The sequence below is a fragment of the Nonomuraea longispora genome, from assembly GCF_004348345.1.
Taxonomy (GTDB): Bacteria; Actinomycetota; Actinomycetes; order Streptosporangiales; family Streptosporangiaceae; genus Nonomuraea; species Nonomuraea longispora.
Genome location: NZ_SMJZ01000107.1, coordinates 1 through 20,262 on the forward strand (window position 1 = coordinate 1; position 20,262 = coordinate 20,262).

Sequence of the window (20,262 nt, forward strand, 5' to 3'; positions counted from 1 at the left end):
AGGCTGGGGTCGTCGGCGGCCTGCAACGCCAGCTCCAGCCGCCACCCCCGCCCCGTCCCGCCTGTCCCGTCGCCGGCGCTGTGGTCGGTTTTGTCATGGGCGCTGTCGTCGTTGGCGGCGTCGGCGGTGAAGCCGGCGTCGTCGTCGGGGGACGCGGGCTCGATCAGGCGGAAGCACACGCGCGCCGCACCCTCCGCCGTCGTCACGGCGTCGTACCACTGCTCCAGCTCGCGGCGCAGCTCGGGCACGTCGGGGCAGGCCGGGTCGTCACCGGTCAGGGCCGCCAGCCACCGCTCGCGCGGCGTGCGCCGGCGGGCGGAGACCGTCTCGGCGACCGTTCCGGCGACCGGTTCAGCGACCGGTCCGGTGATCGGTTCAGGGAGCGGTTGGGTGAGCGCACGCCTGACGAGCGCGTCGGTGAACGTCTCGAGCGCCTCGCGCAGGACGTCCGTGGAGGGGCGTTCGGTACGGGACGTGCGGCAGGCGGGCGGCATCGCCAGCGCCAGCTCCCGGAAATATCCGGCATCCACCCCTGTCACCACCGGCCACCACACCGCCCGCGCCGTGCCATGAGCGGCGACGAGCCGGGGGATGACGCGCCCTCGGCGTACCAGGTCGCGGGCGAAGGCGGCGACGGCGGCCCAGTGGCGCAACGTCGCGGTGCCCGCGTGCTCGTCCAGGATCCGCAGAGCCGTTGCGGCGGGCGGCACCACGGCGGGGACCTGCCACAGCCGCAGCCGGGGCCTGGTCACCTCCGTCGGCCGTCCGGTCTCCGGCGATGACAGGGGTTCCTTGACCGAGCCGGGCAGGAGCAGTTCGAGTGTCCGTGACGGCTGGTTGTCGAGCCCGAGGGCGGCGGCGACCACGGTCGCCGCCGGGGCGTACGGGTGCGGGCGCACTCCCGCACCCCGGCCCCCGCCACCACCACGACCCGGCGGTCCGCCCCGCGTGCCTGTGTCCGGGCGCTGGAACGTGTCCGTGGTCTCGGCCCAGAAGGCGAGCCCGTCGCCTGACCACACTCCGTGTACCCGCACCCTGGAAGGTTACCGCCGCCACGCATCCGGGAGCTGCCGGCCCGCGTAGCATGAAGGTATGAACCCTCCCGGATCGTGGTGCGAGCGTCCCAAGCCGCAGGCTCCCTCGTGCGAGCTCCCGTCCCCGTGGAGTAAGCCGAAGCAGCCACACAACTGGTGCGAAACCGACAAGAACGACCCCGTGGTGTCGGTCCTGCGCGTCGTCCTCAAGGCCGCCAGGCGCTAGCTTCGCGCTTTTTCAGCGGGTGATAGAAGGCCGGTTGTCTGGGTAGTCGCCTTCCGCAGCGGAGGAGGCGATCGTCGTGAACGACACCCACAAGCTGGTCAACGACCTCTCCGAGCAGGTCTCCAGACTGGTCAGGGACGAACTGCGCCTGGCCAGGATGGAGCTTCAGGAGAAGGGCAGGCACGCGGGATTCGGCGCGGGGCTGTTCGGCGCGGCGGGCGTGGTCGCGTTGTTCGGCGGTGGCGCGCTCGTGGCCGCCGTCGTCATGCTGCTCGCCCTGTTCCTGCCCGGCTGGGTGGCCGCCGCGATCGTCGCGGTGGTCCTGTTCATCGTCGCCGCCGTACTCGGCCTGACCGGCAGGAAACAGGTGAAACGCGCCGGTCCGCCGGTCCCGAGGGAAACCCTCGCGAGCGTCAGAGCCGATATCGACATGGTCAAGGAGAAGGCACGACGATGAGCGAGACCGATCCCGGATACACCGGGCAGCAGCACGCAGGAGACGTCGGCGCGCACAGGGCGACCGTTGGCACGTCGACGGAGCGCGAGTCCGTCAACGTCCCCCCGACGCGGCCGGGCGCGGCGGAGAACGCGAGGCAGGCCGAGGCCGCCCGCGAGGAGCACGAGACCTTCATCCCCGAAGCCCCCGTCGCCGATGAGCGGTCAGAGGCCGCGCGGAACCAGCGGACCGAGGAGGAGTCGCTGAGGGGAGAGGGCGGGGCGGACGACGAGGAAGAGGACGACGTGCGCAAGGACATTCAGCAGACCCGCAGAGACCTGGGCGAGACCGTCAGCGCGCTGGCGGGCAAGGCCGACGTGAAGTCCCGGGCCGGGCACGCCGCGCAGACGGCCAGGGACAAGGCGGGTCACGTGGCCGAGACGGCCAAGGGCAGGGCGGGTCACGTGGCGGAGACGGCCAGGGGCAGGGCGGGTCACGTGGCCGAGACGGTCAGGGGCAAGGCCTCGGACGTGGCGGGCAAGGCCCGCGAGAGCACCCCTGAGCAGGCCAGGGACGTCGCCGCGCAGGCGAGGAAACGACCCGTGCTGCTCGTCGCCGCCCTCGGCGCCGCGCTCGGCTTCATGGTGCGCAGGATGATGATGAAGCGGCGGGCCAGGCAGCAGGCGGCCCGGCCGCGGTGGCTCAGGAGGATGTGACGTTCGCGGTGGCAGGGTGTGGCCGCGGTAGTTCGATGTGACGTGGGTCCGCTCGGTGAGCGACACCATGTCACTCAACATGGCGACACTCTGTCGCGAAAAAGGACCGGATAAGCTCCAGATCATGGACTTCATCCGGGTGCGCGCGTCCGCCGACGGGGCGGAGACGATCTCCTACTGGACCGGCGACGTCTACGGGTGGCAGGACGACGACGGTCCGCACCACCTGTTCGGGTTCGAGGGGCTCAACGTGGCCAGGGCGGTCGAGGCGGACGGCGGCTGGCAACTGCTGACCAGGGAGGCCGCGCTCTATCTCGACCCGCGGACCCGCGAGGTGCTCGACACCTGGGACAACCCGCTGACCGGGCGGGCGGTCGAGGTGCAGCACGTCCTCAACGACCCGGTGAACCAGCGGCTCGGCGCCTATCCGGTGCCCGTGACCCGCCTCGGCGACCAGGTCGTCTACAACGTCGACGTCCGGCTGGCCTACCCCTCGCCGCTCAAGGTCGCCGACTACCCCGACAACTCCGCGAGCGACACGTACCGCGCGATGGAGTTGTTCCAGTTCTTCGTCGCGGCGAAAGACCTCGACTCCGGCGCCCCCGGAGTGCCGTGCGCGTTCTCCTGGTGCCGCGTCTCGCCGTGGCTGCCGTGGATGGCGATGGGACAGCGCGGAGGCGGGCTGGTCTACCACTGCAGGGGCGCCAAGGTGAGCGAGGTGCCGCGGCGGCTGAGCGAGCGGGTGGGGGAGCGGTTCCTGCACGCGCCCGCGGAGTGGTCGGGCCCCAACATGACGAGCTGGACGGCGTTCGCGGGCCGGGCCGGCCGGTGAGCGCCGACCTCTTCTGCGAGATCGTCTCGGGCGAGCGACCGGCCCACATCGTGCACTCCGACGACGTGGCCGTCTCCTTCCTCGACACGCGTCCCGTCTTCAAGGGTCACGTGCTGGTCGCGCCGAGAGCCCACGTCGAGACGCTCACCGACCTCGCCGACGTCGGCCCGTTCTTCGAGCGGGTGCAGGCCATGGCTCGGGCGGTGGAGGACGGGCTGGAGGCCGACGGCACGTTCGTGGCGATGAACAACCGCGTCAGCCAGAGCGTGGCCCACCTGCACGTGCACGTGGTGCCGCGCAACAGGAAGGACGGCCTGCGGGGCTTCTTCTGGCCGCGTACGAAATACGAATCCGCCGACGAGGCCGCCTCCTACGCCGAGGCGATCGCCGTCGCCCTGCGACGTACTCGTTAGGCTCGGGCCGCGTGGAGTACCTCGTCGGGGTCGCCGTCGTGGCCGTGCTCGTCAGCGTGCCCGCGATCGTGTTGTGGCGGGTCATGCGGGGCCGCAGGGAGCTCGGCACCAGCCCGGCGGAGCGCGCCACGTTCGAGACCCTGCACACCGCTTCCCTGGCGGGGCCCCCGCTGCGGGCCGGGCTGACCGCCGACGGCGCCGAGCGCGCCTCCCGGCACCTGCGGGCCCTGCTCGGCTCCGCCGCCGTCGCGATCACCGACAGTGAGCGGCTGCTGGTGTACGACGGCGCCGGAGACGACCACCATGCCGCCGCGGCCTTCGAGCACGCCGAGGCGACCCTGCAGGACGGCCGCACCCAGGTGCTGACCATCGAGTGCGACCTGCTCGAATGCCCGATCAGGCAGGCCGTGGTCGTGCCGCTCACGACCGACGACCGCGTGGTCGGCGCGCTGGCCGCCTACGGGCAGAACGCCTCGGCCGGGCTGGTCAGGGCCGCGCAGGAGGTGGCCGGCTGGGTCGACTCGCAGCTGGAGCTGGCCGAGCTGGACCGCTCGCGCACACTGCTCATGGAGGCCGAGGTGCGGGCGCTGCGGGCGCAGATCTCCCCGCACTTCGTCTACAACTCCCTGACCACGATCGCCTCCTTCGTCCGCACCGACCCTGAGCGGGCCAGGGAGCTGCTGCTGGAGTTCGCCGACTTCACCCGCTACTCCTTCCGGCGGCACGGCGAGTTCACCACGCTCGCGGAGGAGCTGCGCTCGATCGACCGCTACCTGATCCTGGAGCGGGCCAGGTTCGGTGACCAGCTCCAGGTCACGCTCCGCATCGCGCCCGAGGTGCTGCCGGTCGCGGTGCCGTTCCTGTGCCTGCAGCCGCTGGTCGAGAACGCCGTCAGGCACGGTCTGGAGAGCCGCAACGGCGTCGGCCGGATCACGATCGTCGCCGAGGACGTCGGCGCCGAGTGCCGCATCAGCGTCGAGGACGACGGGCTCGGCATGGACCCCGACAGGCTGCGCCGCATCCTCGCAGGCGACATCGCCCCCAAGGGCGGCGTCGGCCTGGCGAACGTGGACGAGCGGCTTCGCCACGTGTACGGCGACGACTACGGCCTGTCCGTCGAGACGGGCGCCGGCGCGGGCACCAAGGTCAACATCAGGTTGCCGAAATATCACCCAGGCGTCTCTGCCCGTTGACCTCGATCTTTCTTGTCGGTTTTATCACTGTCTATGGCACAACTACGGGTCCTCGCGGTCGATGACGAGCTGCCGGCCCTCGAAGACCTGTCCTACCTGCTCCGGGCCGATCCCCGCATCGGCGAGGTGGCGACCGCCCGGGACGGCGCGGCGGCGCTGCGCCTGCTCGACCGGGCCATCGCCGACGGCAGGCCGATCGACGCGGTGTTCCTCGACATCCGGATGCGCGGGCTCGACGGGGTGGTGCTCGGGCGGCTGCTGTCGCAGTTCGCGAACCCGCCGCGCGTGGTGTTCGTGACGGCGTACGAGGAGCACGCGGTGGACGCGTTCGAGATCAAGGCGGAGGACTACCTGCTCAAGCCCGTCAGACCCGAACGGCTGGCCGAGGCGATCAGGCGCGTCGCGGTCTCGGCCGACGTGCCCGTGGAAGGCGGTGAGACGGACACGATCCCGGTCGAGCTGGGCGGGGTCACCCGTTTCGTGTCCAGCGCGGACGTCATCTACGTGGAGGCGCGGGGGGACTACGCGCGGCTGCACACGGCAGGGGGCAGCCACCTGGTGCGCATCCCGCTGGCGACCCTGGAGGAACGGTGGGCCTCGGCCGGGTTCATGCGGGTGCACCGCAGCCACCTGGTGGCCGTCAAGCACATCGAGGAACTGCACATCGACTCGGGCAAATGCACGGTCCGGGTCGGTGACACCGAGATCCCGGTCAGCCGTCGTCACACGCGCGAGCTGCGCGACCTGCTGGTGCGCCGCGCCAGGGCCAGGAAAGGCAGGCCCGATTGACCTCCTCCCCACGGCTGAAGCCGGGGGATTCCGGCCGTCGCCGGTTGATCTTCCTGCTTCACCGCCAGCCGCCCGCCAGGCTTGCGCCCTTGAGGTCTTACATCAGCTGTCCCACAGGCGTTTCAGCTCTCCGCCAGCCCGGCGGCGAGCACGTTCTGTGCCGCGTTCACGTCGCGGTCGTGGATCGCGCCGCAGGCGCAGCCCCGTTCCCGCGCGTTTATCGGCAGTCTCTCCCGCAGCGTCCCGCAGGCCGAGCACAACGTGGAGGACGGGAACCAGCGGTCCACCGCCCCGAGCGTCCGCCCGTACCAGGCCGCCTTGTACTCCAGCATCGAGCGGAGTTCCCGCCAGGAGGCTTCGCCGCTGCGCTTCCACTCGGTCAGCTTGGCGGACGACTCCACGTAAGAAGTGCGTGTGTTCGATCTGCGGCGCCGTACTGCGTTTCCTCGCCAACGCTGAAGCCCGGGGTCCTCACGCTTAAGGAGATTCGATGAGCCAGGAGCCCCGCCGTCAGGATGCCCGCCCGGTCCGCAGGACGCCCCTGTCGCGTGAGGCCACCTCGCGGCGGGTCACCGTGACGAGCCCGCGCACCACCGCCGCCCGCCGGCCCCGCTATCCGGCCACCCGCGAGATCGACGAGCAGACCCGGCTCGGCGAGGTCTACATGCGCTCGCTGCTGCGCACCCAGTTCAGGCTGGCGCTGTTCGTGTGCACGGTGCTGGCCTGCGTGATCGGCGGGCTGCCGCTGCTGTTCCTGCTGATGCCCGACCTGAGCGAGGTGCACCTGCTGGGCGTGCCCCTCGCGTGGGCGGTGCTCGCTGGGTTGATCTACCCCGCCTTCGTCGTCGGCGCCTGGTTGTACGTGCGCCAGGCCGAGCGCAACGAACGCCACTTCTCCGACCTGGTCGAACGCCGGTGAGCAGGGACGCATCCCGGGCGGAGCCGGGCGCATGAGCCTGACGGCGGTGCTGGTGGTCGTGGTCGCGGCCATCCTCATCGGGGCGTTCGGTATCAGGGTCTCGCGCACCACCTCCGACTTCTACGTCGCCTCCCGCACCGTCAGCCCGCTCTGGAACGCCTCCGCCATCGGCGGCGAGTACCTGTCGGCGGCCTCCTTCCTGGGCATCGCCGGGCTCATCCTGTCGTTCGGCGTGGACATGCTCTGGCTGCCCGTCGGCTGGACCGGGGGCTACCTGGTGCTGCTGGTGCTGGTGTCGGCGCCGCTGCGGCGCTCGGGGGCGTACACGCTGCCGGACTTCGCCGAGGCCAGGCTCGAGTCGATGATCGTGCGCCGCACCGCGAGCGTGCTCGTCGTGCTGATCGGCGGGCTCTACCTGATGCCGCAGTTCCAGAGCGCCGGCCTGGTGCTGCGGACCATCACCGGCGCGCCCGTGTGGGCCGGCGGGCTGCTGGTCGCGGGCGTCGTCGCGGTGAACGTGTTGTCGGGCGGCATGCGGTCCATCACGTTCGTGCAGGCCTTCCAGTACTGGCTCAAGCTGACCGCGCTGGCCGTGCCGCTGGTGTTCCTGCTGATGGCCTGGCAGGCCGACGGAGCGCCGGGGGTCACCGCGCTGGACGAGGCCACCTGGCAGGTGCCGCTGGGCGGCGGCAAGGAGTACGGGGTCTACACGACGTACTCGCTGATCCTGGCCACCTTCCTGGGCACCATGGGGCTTCCGCACGTGCTCGTGCGGTTCTACACCAACCCCGACGGGAGGGCCGCGCGCCGCACGACGCTGGTGGTGCTGACGCTGCTCGGCGCCTTCTACCTGCTCCCTGCCGTGTACGGCTGGCTGGGCCGCATCTACGCGCCCGATCTGGTGCGTACGGACGCGGTCGTGCTGACGCTGCCCTCGCGCATGATCGGCGGTACGCTGGGCGACCTGCTGACGGCGCTGGTCACGGCCGGGGCGTTCGCGGCATTCCTGTCCACCTCGTCCGGGCTGACCGTGTCCGTGGCGGGCGTGATCGCGCAGGACCTGCTCAAGGGCGGGGTGCGCTCGTTCAGGATCGCCACCCTGATGGCGGTGGCGGTGCCGCTGGTCCTGGCGTTGTGGGCGCGGGCGCTGCCCGTCGCGGACGTGGTGGGGCTGGCCTTCGCGGTGGCGGCCTCGTCGTTCTGCCCGCTGCTCGTGCTCGGCATCTGGTGGCGGCGGCTGAGCACCACGGGGGCGCTGGCGGGGCTGTTCGTGGGCGGCGGGCTGGCCTGCGCGGCGGTGCTCGTCACGATCACCGCCGGGCCGTTCGACGGGCCGGCGGGGGCGCTGCTGGCCCAGCCGGCCGCCTGGACGGTGCCGATCGCGTTCGCCGTGATGGTGTCGGTGTCGTTCCTGACCCCGGACCGTGTGCCGCTCGGCGTGGCCAGGACGATGGTCAGGCTGCACACGCCCGAGGCCCTCGACCTCGACCGCGGCGACTGGCGGCCACGCTCCTCCTGAAGGGTGGAGCCGGCCGTCACGGGGGTGGGACCTCGCCGGAGCCCCTGGCCACCAGCTCCACCGGCACCTTGACCCTGCGGGGCCCTCTCGCGGGGTGGAGCAGGAGGTCGACGGCGCTGCGGGCGAGGTGGGCGACGTCGTAGCGGACCACCGTCACCCCCGGGTTGAAGACGCCGGCCAGCGCGAAGTCGTCGAACCCCACGTACGCGGGCCGCTCGGGCCGCTCGCGCAGCGCGTGCAGGATGCCGATCGAGGCACGGTTGTTGGTGGCGAAGAAGGCCGTGGGCGGGTCGGCCAGGTCGAGCAGCCTGCCCACTTCGTACGACACCCGCCGGGGGTCGAACACCCCCCGCACCACGAGCGCGTCGTCGGCCCGCACCCCGGCGGCGCGCAGCGCCTGGCGGTAGCCGTTCGCGCGGTCGTGCACGGAGCTGACGCCGTCGTCGTCGGAGATCAGCGCGATCCGGCGGTGTCCGCCGGCGAGCAGGTGCTCGGTCGCGGCCCGGCCGCCGCGCACGTCGTCGAGCATGACGACGTCGGCCGCCTCCAGGCCTGAGGGCACGCGGTCGACGAAGACCGTGGTGAGGCTCGCGTGCTCGGCCAGCCAGCCGTGGTCGGCGGCCGACGGGACGACGATGAGGGAGCCGACGCCGCGGGTGTACATCGACTCGATCAGCATGCGCTCCTTGTCGGGGCTCTCCTCGTACGAGCCGAACACGACGAGCGCCTCGTGCTCGGCCGAGGCGGCCTCGACGGCGGCGGCCAGGCGGGAGTAGAACTCGTTGGAGATGTTCTCCATCACCAGCCCGAGCGTCAGCATGGTGGCGCCTCTGGCCAGGCGGGCCGCGGCCTCGTTGCGGCGGTAGCCGAGCGTGCTGATGGAGGTCTGCACCCGCTGTCGCAGCGACGCCCTGACGTGCGGCTCCTGGTTGACGACGCGGGAAACGGTCTTGAGGCTCACGCCCGCGTGCCTGGCGACGTCGGCCATGGTCGGCTTGCGCGTGCTCGTCCGCGGGAGAGGCCCCTCGGCCCGTTCCCTCGTTGTCATAGTGTGCCCCCATGGATGACGAATGGATCTGTGGCCGGTTGGGTGAGGACGAGCCGTGGATGCTGGGCGCGGTCAACCCGCCGGTGTTCGAGAACTCGTTGTTCGCGTTCGCGACGGCGGAGGAGCTCGGCGAGGCGGTCAGGAACGAGGACGAGCGCTATGTCTACTGGCGGGGGACCAACCCGACGGTCGATCTCGCTCAGCGTAAGCTGGCCGCGCTCGAGCGGGGGGAGCGGGCCAAGTGCTTCGGCTCGGGCATGGGGGCCATCTCGGCGACGGTCTCGTCGCTCGTGTCGGCGGGCGACCACGTGCTGGTGCTGGGCGCGGTCTACGGGCCGACCACTCAGTTCCTGCGCTATCTGGAGAAGTTCGGGGTCACGCATACGCACGTCGACGACCTCGGGGGATGTGACAGCGCTATCAGGTCGAGCACGCGCCTACTCTACTTCGAGTCGCCGTCCTACATGGCCTACGCCGTGGTCGACATCGCCGAGGTGGCGGCGTGGGCGCGGGAGCGGGGACTGGTGAGCGTGATGGACAACACCTGGTCCACGCCGATCTTCCAGAAGCCGCTGACCATGGGCGTCGACCTGGTGGTGCACTCCCTGTCGAAATATGTGGGAGGGCACAGCGACCTGGTGGGCGGTGTCGTGGTGGGGCCGTCGCGCCTGATCCGGCCGCTGGCGCTGACCGAGTACCAGCTCTACGGCGCCGCCATGTCGCCGCACGACGCGGCCAAGGTGATCAAGGGGCTGCGCACGCTGCCGGTGCGGATGGCGGCGCACCAGGAGCGGGGGCTGGCGGTGGCGGCCTTCCTGGAGGGGCATCCGGCCGTGCGGGCGGTGCACCATCCGGGCTTGCCGTCGCATCCCGGGCACGCGACCGCGCTGCGGCAGATGTCGGGGTTCTCCAGCCTGTTCAGCCTGGTGCTGAACACGGAGTCTCGCCAGGATGTCGCATCATTCCTCGATAAATTGCGATATTTCAGGATTGGGGTGTCATGGGGTGGCTTCGAGAGTCTGGTGAACGCACCCGCCCTCTCCACCGAGGAGAGCGTACGGGCCACCATGGGCATCCCCGTCGGCCTCGTCCGCCTCTCGGTCGGGCTGGAGCCCGCCGACGAGCTGATCAAGGACCTCGATCACGCCCTGGAGGCGTCGCTCGCCTAGAAGGCGGGGCGGCGCCAGGCGATTGACCGGCGAACGCGGCTGACCATAGCGTGACTGACAGCGCTGTCGAGAACACGCGGGAGTACTGCCATGAAAACCCCCCTTCTGGCGACCGCGGTCGCCGTCACGCTGGTGCTCGCGGGCTGCGGCTCGGGCTCGTCCTCGGGAGAGGTACGCCTGCGCATGATCGAGAGCCTGACCAGCCCCGACCGTACGAAACTCATCAAGAAGCTGATCGCCGACTTCGAGGAGGCGAACCCCGGCATCGAGGTCGAGCTGATCTCGCCCCCGCTCGACAGCGCCGACCAGAAGATCCTGCAGATCCTGCAGACCAGGAAGGACCTCGACGTGCTGGAGGTGCGCGACCACACGGCCAAGTCGTTCTCCAACAACGGCTGGCTGGCCGAACTGCCCACCACCGGCTGGGCCGGCTGGTCCGACCTGACCGAGCTGGCCCAGAAGAAGGCCGTCGAGGTCGGGGGCAAGCCCTACCTCATCCCGTACGGGTTCTACCAGCGCACGCTGTTCTACCGTACGGACTGGGGCATGAGCCGGCCGCCGGCCACCTGGCAGGAGCTCTACGAGGCCGGCAAGAAGATGACCACGGGCGACCGGTTCGGCTACTCGTTCAGGGGCGGCAAGGGCGGCGCCGACTACGCGGTCATGATGATCAGTGCGTACAACGGCGACAAGCTCGACCCCGAGAAGTCCTTCTTCCTGAAGGACAAGAGCACGGTCTTCTCCACCCCCGAGGCGGCCGAGGCCCTGGAGCTCTTCGTCAAGATCTTCAAGGAGACCTCGCCGCCCGACTCGGTGTCGTGGGGCTTCCCCGAGATGGTGCAGGGCTTCACCTCGGGCGTCACCGGCATGCTCATCCAGGACCCGGAAGTGATCAAGTCGGTGGAGGAGAGCGGCGTCACGTCCTGGTCCACCGCCCCCATTCCGAAGGGGCCCACCGGCTACGCCTTCCAGCCCGTCGGCTACGCCGGATGGGGCGCGACCTCCTTCAGCGAGCACCCGAAGGAGGCGGTCAAGCTGGTGCAGTTCCTGTCGGAGGCCGAGCAGAGCATCGCCTTCGCCAAGGGCAACTCGCTCATCCCGATCTCCAAGCAGGCCCAGAACGACCCGCAGTTCTCGCAGGGCGCGTGGAAGGCGTACCTGGAGGCGCAGGAGGATCCCAGGCAGGTGATCACGATCAGGCCGGTGGACTATCCGGGCTGGAGCCAGTTCACCGTCGACTCCGACCGTGACATCCAGGCGCTGATCACCGGCAAGAAGACCGTCGCCGAGGTGCTCGAATCGTGGGACGCCTTCTGGACGGACCAGGCGAAGAAGGTCTCTTGAGCACGGCGCGCACCCCCGCGGGCCGCGCCTTCACGCTCCGCAGAGCACGCTTCATCCTGCTGTGCCTGCTGCCCGGCGCGGTCTTCGTGGCGCTGTTCACGTACTACCCGATGATCCGCGGCGCGGTGATCGCCTTCCAGCGCTACAACCTGTTCGACCTGACCTCGACGCCGTTCACCGGGTTCGAGAACTTCCGGGCCGTGCTGGCCGAGGACCGGTTCTGGACGGCGCTGCGCAACACCGGCACGTGGGTGGTCGTGTCGCTGATCTTCCAGTTCTTCCTCGGCTTCGGGCTCGCGCTGCTGCTGCGCGGGCACTTCCGCGGTCGCGGCCTCTACCAGGCGTGGGTGTTCTTCCCGTGGGCCATGTCGGGTTTTCTCATCGGGCTGCTGTGGCGGTGGATGTTCAACGGCCAGTTCGGCGTGATCAACGACCTGCTGCTGAAGGCGGGCCTCATCGACGAGCGCATCGGCTTCCTCGCCACCCCCGGCTGGGCGATGACCTCGGTGATCGTGGCGAACATCTGGTACGGCGTCACGTTCTTCGCCATCATGATCATGGCCGCGCTGCAGTCGGTGCCTCGTGACCTCTACGAGGCGGCGTCCGTGGACGGCGCCTCCCGCCTGCGGCAGTTCTGGCACGTGACGCTGCCGCACATCCGGCCCACGCTGGCGCTGATCGTGCTGCTGCGCATCATCTGGATCCTGAACTTCCCCGACCTCATCTACTCGATGACCGGCGGCGGCCCCGCGGGCAGCACCGACATCATCACGACCTTCCTCATCCAGCAGGTCATCGGGGGCGACTACGGCCGCGCGGGCGCGGTCGGCCTGCTCGTGCTCGGCCTGCTGCTCGCCTTCAGCGTCTTCTACCTGAACGCCACCCGATTCGAGAAGGCCCGATGAACGGCACGATGAGACACGTCGCGACCGCGGTGAAGGCTGTGGTGCTGGGCGCCTGGCTGCTGGTCACGCTGTTCCCGCTCTACTGGGTCCTCGTCACCTCGCTGAAGCCCAAGTCCGAGATCTTCTCGATGCCGCTGAAGTACTGGCCGGGCGAGGTGACGTTCGAGCACTACGAGGAGCTGTTCTCCTTCGCCGACTTCGGCGTCTACCTGGGCAACAGCCTGATCGTCTCCCTGGTCGCGGCCGGGGTGGTGACCTCCATAGGCGTGCTGGGCGGCTACACGCTGGCCCGCTTCGCCTTCCCCGGCAGGGGAGCGGTGATGCTCGCCTTCCTGGTCACCCAGATGATCCCGCTGTTCATCGCGCTCGGGCCGCTCTACCTGCTCATGTCGGACCTCGACCTGCTCAACCGGCTGGCCGGGCTCATGCTGGTGTACGTCGCGATGCTGGTGCCGTTCGCCACGATCATCATGCGCGGCTTCTACGAGCGGGTGCCCGTCGCGCTGGAGGAGGCCGCGCAGGTCGACGGCGCCTCGCGGTTGGTGGCGATGGTCCGGGTGGTGATCCCGGTCATGCTGCCGGGCATCGCGGCCACGTTCATCTTCGCGTTCGTGCAGTGCTGGAACGAGTTGTTCCTGGCGATCACCTTCATCGACAGCGAGGACGCCAAGACCATCCCGGTCGCCATGAACTCCTTCATCACCCAGTACGACATCGACTGGGGCTCGATGGCGGCCGCCACGGTGATCTCGGTGGTGCCCACGCTGGTGCTCTTCGCCGCGATCCGGCGCTACATCGTCGAAGGGCTCACCGCTGGGGCCGTAAAGGGGTGAAAGGGAAAGCCGACCGCTCACCGCGTCATACAGACCTTTCACCGCAGGACAGTCCCAACTAAGCGCCGAGCGGCGGCGGCTCGCCGAACAACTCGGCCGTAGATCTCCACGACCGGTAGGTTGCGCTCTTACGTTGGGCGTGATCCGCATCACAGTGGAGGGCTCGTGACGACTCAAGAACATGACGCATCGGTCTATGAACAAGTGCAGGGGAGCAGTGAGTTCCAGGATCTGAAGAGGCGATTCCGCCGCTGGACCTTCCCCATGACCGTCGCGTTCCTCGCGTGGTACCTGCTGTACGTGGTGCTGTCGGGATGGGCGCGCGACTTCATGGGAATCAAGGTGTGGGGCGACATCAACGTGGGTCTCATTCTGGGCCTGCTGCAGTTCGTCTCCACCTTCCTCATCGCGTGGGCGTACTCCAGGCACGCGGAGAAGGCGCTCGACCCGATCGCCGACAAGCTCCGTCACGAGGTTGAGGAGAAGACCAAGTGAGCTCGACAACCTTGGGGATGATCCTCTTCCTCGCGTTCGTCGCCGCGACGCTGGGGATCACCGTCTGGGCCAGCCGGCAGACCAAGACGGCCGCCGACTACTACGCGGGCGGCCGGTCCTTCAGCGGCGCGCAGAACGGCCTGGCGATCGGCGGCGACTACATGTCGGCCGCCTCCTTCCTCGGCATCGCCGGCATCATCGCCCTGTCGGGTTACGACGGGTTCCTGTACTCCATCGGCTTCCTGGTGGCGTGGCTGGTCGCGCTGCTGCTGGTGGCCGAGCTGATGCGGAACTCCGGCAAGTTCACCATGGCCGACGTGCTCGCCTTCCGGATGAGCCCGCGCCCGGTGCGCACCGCCGCCGGGGCGTCGACGATCGTCGTCAGCATCTTCTACCTGCTGGCCCAGATGGTCGGCGCGGGCGCGCTGGTCGGCCTGCTGCTCGGCATCGAGTCGGAGGCGGGCAAGTTGTGGACGATCGTCGGCGTGGGCGCCCTGATGATCGTGTACGTCGTGTTCGGCGGCATGAAGGGCACCACCTGGGTGCAGATCGTCAAGGCCGTGCTGCTGATGACCGGCGCCGCGCTGGTGACGGTGCTGGTGCTGGGCAAGTTCGGCTTCAACCTGTCGGCGCTGCTGAGCCAGGCGGCGGCCACGAGCGGGCCGTCGGGCAACACCGGCAGCTTCCTCGTCCCGGGCCTGAAGTACGGCACCGAGGCGCAGGGCGTCGCGGGCAAGATCGACCTGATCAGTCTCGGCCTCGCCCTGGTGCTCGGTACGGCGGGCCTGCCGCACATCCTCATCCGCTTCTACACCGTCCCCACCGCCAAGGACGCCCGCAAGTCCGTGCTGTGGGGCATCGGCATCATCGGCGTGTTCTACCTGCTCACGCTGGTGCTCGGCTTCGGCGCCGCGGCCCTGGTCGGCCGTGAGGAGATCGTCGCCGGTGACCCGGGAGGCAACACGGCGGCGCCGCTGCTCGCGTTGCGGATCGGTGAGGAGATCTTCGGCCCGGTGGGCGGCACGATCCTGCTGGCCTTCATCGGCGCCGTCGCCTTCGCCACGATCCTGGCGGTGGTGGCCGGCCTCACACTCGCCTCCTCCTCCAGCTTCGCCCACGACCTGTACGCGCACGTCTTCCGGCGCGGCCAGGCCAGCGAGCGGCAGGAGGTCGTGGTGGCCAGGATCTCCGCCCTGGTGATCGGCGCCATCGCCATCGGCCTGAGCATCCTGGCGCAGAGCCAGAACGTCGCCTTCCTGGTGGCGCTGGCGTTCGCCGTCGCCGCCTCGGGCAACCTGCCGGCGATCCTCTACAGCCTGTTCTGGAAGAGGTTCAACACCTCCGGCGCGGTCAGCGCGATCTACGGCGGCCTGCTCTCCGCCCTGTTGCTGGTGATCTTCTCGCCGGTGGTCTCCGGAAGCGAGGCGGCGCTGTTCAGGGACGCCGACTTCGCCTGGTTCCCGCTGAGCAACCCGGGCATCCTGTCGATCCCGATCGGCTTCCTCTGCGGCTGGATCGGCACGATCATGAGCAAGGAGTACAACGCCGCCAAGTACGCCGAGATCGAGGTCCGCTCCCTCACCGGCGTCGGCTCGGAGAAGGCCGTCAAGCACTGACACTTTTCTCCCCGAGGGCCCGGCCTTCCCAGACCGGGCCCTTTGTACTGTCTCGGGCTATCTCATAGGGGTTTGCGGCCTTTGGGTGGGCGTCCCCACACCGATGTTCGTTGTTACGACACTGAAACGCAGTGATCTGAGTGGTTGACGCCTTTTCGGCGATATGGGTACGTTCTCAGATGTGTGAACGTTGCCACACTGGCCTGGCGCCACGTGGCCGTCATCAGCATGCCTGATGCCCCGCTTGTTCAGTGTGGAGGCGAAACCCCATGAGATCCCCCCTCGTCCGCTGGTCCGTCCTGTCCGTGTCGCTGGCGCTGGCCCTCACCTCGTGTGCCAAGGGCACCGGTGGCGGAGCCGCGGCGACCCCGTCGGCCGGCCAGTTCGACCCCGGTGCCACCTTCAGCGGCTCCATCTCCGTGATGGGCTTCGGCGCGACCGACGAGATCGGGACGACCCGCGTCGACCTGGCCGAGAAGGCCCTCGGCGGCGCGAAGATCAAGCTGATCGAGGGCGACCTCGACATCCAGCAGTTCCTGTCCGCGGTCGCCGCCGGCGACCCGCCGGACATCATCTACGCCAACCGGGACCAGATCGGCACGTTCGCCTCACGCGGCGCGATCATGCCGCTGACCGAGTGCATCAAGGGCGAGTCGATCGACACCTCGATGTACAACAAGAACGCGCTCGGCCAGGTGACGTTCGGCGAGCAGATCTGGGCCATCCCCGAGTTCAACCAGGTCCAGATCACCATGGCGAACGGCGACCTGCTCAAGTCGGCCGGGCTGACGATCGAGGACGTCAACGGCTCCGACTGGAGCAAGGTCACCGACGCGGCCAAGAAACTGTTCAAGGCCCCGGGCGGCAAGCTCAAGGCGATCGGCTACGACAGCAAGCTGCCGGAGTTCCTGCCGCTGTGGGCCAAGGCCAACGGCGCCGACCTGCTGTCGGCCGACGGCAAGAAGGCCCAGCTCAACAGCCCCGCCGTGGTCCAGGCGCTGGAGTTCGCCGTCGGCATCTACACCGCGCAGGGCGGCTTCGCCAAGGTCAAGGCCGTGCGCGACTCCGCCGACTTCTTCGGCAAGGGCAACCAGTTCGCCAAGAACGAGCTCGGCGCCATGCCGATGGAGCAGTGGTATGTCAACGTCCTCAACGACGTCTCGCCCAAGGCGCCACTGGTCTTCGACACCTTCCGCACCCCTCAGGGCAAGCCCCTGGCGTACTCGTCCGGCTCGTCCTGGGCCATCCCCAAAGGCTCCAAGAACCCCGGCGCCGCCTGCCGCTTCGCCAAGACCATGACGCTCGCCGACACCTGGAAGGCCGCCGCCCAGGCCCGCCTGGACGAGCGCAAGGCCGACGGCAAACCGTTCACCGGCGTGCTCACCGGCAACGTCAAGGCCGACGCGGAGATCGAGAAGATGCTCACCTCGGGCGGCGCGACCTGGGACGCCGGCGTCAAGGCCATGTACGAGGCCAACGCGAACACCTTCAGCCTTCCCGCCAACCCGGCCGACAAGGAGTTCAAGGACGCCTGGCAGGGCGCCGTGAACCGGGTGCTCAACGGCCAGGACGAGCCGAAGGCCGCACTCGACAAGGCCCAGCAGGACGCCCAGAAGGCGCTCGACGAGGCATGGGCCGGCTGGACGAAGCGTACGAACTGAGATGCCCCGCTCCCCATCCCACTCCCGGCCCCTGTTCCGAAGGTCCATGCGGTTCGTCGAGACCAGGGCGGCGCTGCTGTTCATCAGCCCCTGGATCCTCGGCTTCCTGATCTTCACCGCGTGGCCCGTCATCAACAGCGCCTACCTGTCGCTGACCGACTACGACGTGATCAATGACCCGTCGTTCGTCGGGCTCGAGAACTACCGGACCCTGTTCGAGGATCCCAAGGTCGGCCTGGCGCTGAAGAACACGTTCATCTTCATGGTGATGTCGGTCCCGGCCCAGCTGGTCGTCTCCCTGGGCCTGGCGCTGCTGCTCAACAGCGCCACGAAGGCGACCGGCTTCTTCCGCACGGCCTTCTTCCTGCCCAAGATGACGCCGCCGGTCGCCGTCGGCATCCTGCTGCTGATGTTGTTCAACGGGCAGAGCGGCCTCATCAACGGCTTCCTCGGCATCTTCGGCATCGACGGCCCCGCCTGGACGACCGACCCCAACTGGGTCAAGCCCGGCCTGGTGCTGATGAGCCTGTGGACCGTCGGCGCGTCCGTGGTCATCATCCTGGCCGCGCTGCGCGGCGTCCCCCAGGAGCTGTACGACTCCGCCGTCGTCGACGGTGCCGGCTGGTGGAGGCGCACGCTGCGGATCACCGTGCCGATGATCAGCCCCACGCTGTTCTTCCTGTTCATCGTGGACAGCATCAACGCCCTGCAGTCGTTCACGGAGGCGTACACCGCCTTCTTCGGCTCGGGCAACACCACCTACAGCAACGACGCCGCGCTTTTCTACGCCATCTACCTGTTCCAGCAGGCGTTCGAGTTCCTGCACATGGGCTACGCCTCGGCCCTGGCCTGGCTGCTGTTCGTCGTGATCATGGCGATCACGATCGTGCAGATCCTGGTGACCAGGCGGTTCGTCCACTACGAAGGGGGGAACCCGTGAGGCGCGCCCGGCTGATCCTGACCTGGACCGCGCTGAGCGCGTTCGCCATCGCGTTCATCTACCCGTTCGTCTGGCTGCTCAGCGCCTCCTTCAAGCCGCGCAGCGAGGTGTTCGACCACCGGCTGATCCCGGAGACGTTCACCTTCGACAACTACATCCAGGTCTGGCAGGAGGCGCCGCTGGCCCTGTGGATGGTGAACACGCTGTTCGTGACCGTGCTCGCGGCGGTCGCCGTGACGGTCACGAGCGCGATGGTGGCGTGGGGCTTCGCCTACTTCCGCTTCCCCGGCAGGGGCGTGCTGTTCAGCGTCGTGCTCGGCACCATGATGTTGCCGGGCGCGGTCACCATGATCCCGGTGTTCCTCATCTGGAACTCGCTCGGCATGGTGGGCACGCTGACCCCGCTGTGGGCCCAGAACCTGTTCGGCAGCGCCTTCTACATCTTCCTGCTGCGCCAGTTCTTCCTCGGGCTGCCGCGCGAGCCGTTCGAGGCGGCGAAGATCGACGGCGCGAACAACTGGCAGATCTTCACCCGGGTCGCCCTGCCGCTGTGCAAGCCGGCGGTCGTGGTGACGCTGCTGTTCGAGTTCCAGGCGGCCTGGACCGACTTGATGAGGCCGCTCATCTACCTGCGCGACTCCAGCACGTTCACCGTGCCGCGCGGGCTGAAGGCGCTGCTCGACCAGTTCGGGTTCGGCGGCGAGTGGCACTGGGAGATCGTCATGACGGCCAGCGTGATCACCACCATCCCGATGATCATTCTGTTCTTCCTCGGCCAGAAGCACTTCGTCAAGGGCATCGCGACCACCGGGAGCAAGGGATGAGCTTCCCCGACGGATTCCTGTGGGGCGCGGGCACGTCCGCGTACCAGATCGAGGGCCACCACGGCAGGGGCGAGTCGGTGTGGGACGTGTTCTGCCGCCGGCCCGGCGCCGTCGAGGGCGGCGGCGACGGCTCCCGGGCGTGCGACTCCTACGTGCGCTGGCGTGAGGACGTCGAGCTGGTCAAGGAGCTCGGGCTGCGCGCCTACCGGTTCTCCACCGGCTGGTCGCGGGTCATGCCCGACGGCGCGCACCCCGACCCCAAGGCGCTCGACCACTACGAGCGCTTCGCCGACGCGCTGCTCGACGCCGGGGCCGAGCCCGTGCTCACGCTCAACCACTGGGACATGCCCTCCGCGCTGACCGGCGGCTGGGCCGAGCGGGCCACCGTGTCCGCCTTCGCCGCCTACACCGAGGCGGTCGCCGGGCGGCTGGCCGACCGCGTCACCTGGTGGATCACGCAGAACGAGCCGTGGATCATCGCGCTGCTCGGCTACCAGCTCGGGCTGCACGCCCCCGGCGTCGCCGACCCCGGCACGGCCGTCAAGGCCGGGCACCACGTGCTGCTCGGCCACGGCGCGGCGGCCGACGTGCTGCACGCCCATCCCGGCGTGCTGGCCGGCTCGGCGCTCAGCCTCTTCCCCTGCGACCCGGCCACCGGCAGCGAGGCCGACCGGGCCGCCGCCACCGGCTCCGACGGCTACGTCAACCGGTGGTACCTCGACCCGCTGCTCGCCGGCGGCTATCCCGCCGACATGCGCGGGCACTGGGAGCGGGCGCTCGGCCACGGCCTGGACTTCATCCAGGACGGCGACGAGGCCGCCATCGGCGGGCGCAGCGACTTCCTCGGCGTCAACTACTACACCAGGCGCGTCATGGCGGCTGCGCCGCCGGGCCCGTTCCCCTGGCGGGTCGTCGGACCCAGCGGCGACGTGGCGCGGACCGACGAAGGCTGGGAGATCAACGCGGGCGCGCTGCGCGACCTGCTGATCGGCCTGAGCCGCCGCTTCCCCGGCACGCCACTGATGATCACGGAGAACGGCGGTGTCTTCGGCGACACGCCCTCCCACGACGGCCAGGTCCACGACGAGCGCAGGATCGCCTTTCTGCGCGACCACGTCGCGGCCGTCGGCGAGGCCATCGACGCGGGCGCCGACGTGCGCGGCTACCTCCACTGGTCGCTCATGGACAACTTCGAGTGGGCGCTGGGCTACCGGCCCAGGTTCGGGCTCGTCCACGTCGACCACGCGACGGGCGCCCGGACGATCAAGGACTCCGGGCGCTACTACGCCCGGCTCATCGCCGGGGGCGGCGCCGCCCCCGCCCTGCCCAGGATCGAGGCTTACGGCTAGA

Annotated in this window: 20 protein-coding genes and 2 pseudogenes; 19 read left to right on the plus strand and 3 right to left on the minus strand. The window is 69.4% G+C overall.

Annotated features, from left to right (window positions below):
- Positions 1 to 1,034 (minus strand): annotated as a pseudogene (locus tag E1267_RS25530) (hypothetical protein); the annotation flags it as partial.
- A 58-nt stretch (positions 1,035 to 1,092) separates the two neighbouring features.
- Here E1267_RS25530 and E1267_RS44580 point away from each other — a divergent pair.
- The 7 genes from E1267_RS44580 to E1267_RS25560 all read left to right on the plus strand — a co-directional run bounded on the left by E1267_RS44580 (position 1,093) and on the right by E1267_RS25560 (position 5,639).
- Positions 1,093 to 1,260 (plus strand): hypothetical protein, encoded by a 168-nt coding sequence (locus E1267_RS44580; RefSeq protein WP_161714827.1) that lies wholly within the window; start codon positions 1,093 to 1,095, stop codon positions 1,258 to 1,260.
- A 76-nt stretch (positions 1,261 to 1,336) separates the two neighbouring features.
- The gene (locus E1267_RS25535; protein WP_132335723.1) at positions 1,337 to 1,717 is read left to right on the plus strand and encodes a phage holin family protein; all 381 of its coding nucleotides are present in this window, start codon (positions 1,337 to 1,339) and stop codon (positions 1,715 to 1,717) included.
- Entirely contained in the window at positions 1,714 to 2,412 is a 699-nt protein-coding gene (locus tag E1267_RS45775) for a DUF3618 domain-containing protein (protein ID WP_220449669.1), read from the plus strand. Before E1267_RS25535 ends, E1267_RS45775 begins: the two co-directional genes overlap by 4 nt.
- 124 nt (positions 2,413 to 2,536) lie before the next feature.
- The gene (locus E1267_RS25545) at positions 2,537 to 3,244 is read left to right on the plus strand and encodes a DUF1838 family protein (protein ID WP_132335725.1); all 708 of its coding nucleotides are present in this window, start codon (positions 2,537 to 2,539) and stop codon (positions 3,242 to 3,244) included.
- Positions 3,241 to 3,657: an HIT family protein gene (locus E1267_RS25550; RefSeq protein WP_132335727.1), complete on the plus strand. Its 417-nt coding sequence runs from the start codon at positions 3,241 to 3,243 to the stop codon at positions 3,655 to 3,657. The genes E1267_RS25545 and E1267_RS25550 overlap by 4 nt, the downstream gene beginning before the upstream one ends.
- Before the next feature lie 11 nt (positions 3,658 to 3,668).
- On the plus strand, positions 3,669 to 4,850 hold the full coding sequence (locus E1267_RS25555) for a sensor histidine kinase (protein ID WP_132335729.1): 1,182 nt from the start codon (positions 3,669 to 3,671) through the stop codon (positions 4,848 to 4,850).
- 33 nt (positions 4,851 to 4,883) lie between these two features.
- Positions 4,884 to 5,639, plus strand: a complete 756-nt coding sequence (locus E1267_RS25560; RefSeq protein ID WP_132335731.1) for a LytR/AlgR family response regulator transcription factor — start codon at positions 4,884 to 4,886, stop codon at positions 5,637 to 5,639.
- A 17-nt stretch (positions 5,640 to 5,656) separates the two neighbouring features.
- On the opposite strand, the pseudogene E1267_RS25565 reads toward E1267_RS25560, so the two are convergent.
- Positions 5,657 to 5,998: pseudogene (locus tag E1267_RS25565) on the minus strand (zinc ribbon domain-containing protein); the annotation flags it as partial.
- Between the two features lie 131 nt (positions 5,999 to 6,129).
- On the opposite strand from E1267_RS25565, the gene E1267_RS25570 reads away from it, so the two are divergent.
- Positions 6,130 to 6,558 (plus strand): hypothetical protein, encoded by a 429-nt coding sequence (locus E1267_RS25570; RefSeq protein WP_246064254.1) that lies wholly within the window; start codon positions 6,130 to 6,132, stop codon positions 6,556 to 6,558.
- Positions 6,559 to 6,589: 31 nt separating this feature from the next.
- Positions 6,590 to 8,077: a sodium/solute symporter gene (locus E1267_RS25575; protein WP_132335733.1), complete on the plus strand. Its 1,488-nt coding sequence runs from the start codon at positions 6,590 to 6,592 to the stop codon at positions 8,075 to 8,077.
- 16 nt (positions 8,078 to 8,093) lie between these two features.
- Here E1267_RS25575 and E1267_RS25580 read toward each other — a convergent pair whose 3' ends face one another.
- Entirely contained in the window at positions 8,094 to 9,125 is a 1,032-nt protein-coding gene (locus E1267_RS25580) for a LacI family DNA-binding transcriptional regulator (protein WP_132335735.1), read from the minus strand.
- Positions 9,126 to 9,136: 11 nt separating this feature from the next.
- On the opposite strand from E1267_RS25580, the gene E1267_RS25585 reads away from it, so the two are divergent.
- The 10 genes from E1267_RS25585 to E1267_RS25630 all read left to right on the plus strand — a co-directional run bounded on the left by E1267_RS25585 (position 9,137) and on the right by E1267_RS25630 (position 20,261).
- Positions 9,137 to 10,294: a trans-sulfuration enzyme family protein gene (locus E1267_RS25585; protein WP_132335737.1), complete on the plus strand. Its 1,158-nt coding sequence runs from the start codon at positions 9,137 to 9,139 to the stop codon at positions 10,292 to 10,294.
- A gap of 90 nt (positions 10,295 to 10,384) precedes the next feature.
- Positions 10,385 to 11,638, plus strand: coding sequence for an ABC transporter substrate-binding protein (locus E1267_RS25590; RefSeq protein WP_132335739.1), 1,254 nt, complete (start codon positions 10,385 to 10,387; stop codon positions 11,636 to 11,638).
- Positions 11,635 to 12,543, plus strand: coding sequence for a carbohydrate ABC transporter permease (locus E1267_RS25595; protein WP_220449670.1), 909 nt, complete (start codon positions 11,635 to 11,637; stop codon positions 12,541 to 12,543). Before E1267_RS25590 ends, E1267_RS25595 begins: the two co-directional genes overlap by 4 nt.
- Entirely contained in the window at positions 12,540 to 13,376 is an 837-nt protein-coding gene (locus E1267_RS25600) for a carbohydrate ABC transporter permease (protein WP_132335741.1), read from the plus strand. Before E1267_RS25595 ends, E1267_RS25600 begins: the two co-directional genes overlap by 4 nt.
- 204 nt (positions 13,377 to 13,580) lie before the next feature.
- Entirely contained in the window at positions 13,581 to 13,871 is a 291-nt protein-coding gene (locus E1267_RS25605; protein WP_342774880.1) for a DUF485 domain-containing protein, read from the plus strand.
- A 17-nt stretch (positions 13,872 to 13,888) separates the two neighbouring features.
- Positions 13,889 to 15,487, plus strand: a complete 1,599-nt coding sequence (locus E1267_RS25610; protein WP_132335763.1) for a solute symporter family protein — start codon at positions 13,889 to 13,891, stop codon at positions 15,485 to 15,487.
- A 269-nt stretch (positions 15,488 to 15,756) separates the two neighbouring features.
- Entirely contained in the window at positions 15,757 to 17,148 is a 1,392-nt protein-coding gene (locus E1267_RS25615) for an ABC transporter substrate-binding protein (protein ID WP_132335745.1), read from the plus strand.
- A gap of 46 nt (positions 17,149 to 17,194) precedes the next feature.
- Complete coding sequence (locus E1267_RS25620; RefSeq protein WP_132335747.1) at positions 17,195 to 18,088, plus strand: carbohydrate ABC transporter permease; 894 nt, start codon at positions 17,195 to 17,197, stop codon at positions 18,086 to 18,088.
- Positions 18,085 to 18,912, plus strand: coding sequence for a carbohydrate ABC transporter permease (locus E1267_RS25625; protein ID WP_165959781.1), 828 nt, complete (start codon positions 18,085 to 18,087; stop codon positions 18,910 to 18,912). The genes E1267_RS25620 and E1267_RS25625 overlap by 4 nt, the downstream gene beginning before the upstream one ends.
- Positions 18,909 to 20,261 (plus strand): GH1 family beta-glucosidase, encoded by a 1,353-nt coding sequence (locus E1267_RS25630; RefSeq protein ID WP_132335749.1) that lies wholly within the window; start codon positions 18,909 to 18,911, stop codon positions 20,259 to 20,261. Before E1267_RS25625 ends, E1267_RS25630 begins: the two co-directional genes overlap by 4 nt.
- Position 20,262: the final 1 nt, after the last annotated feature.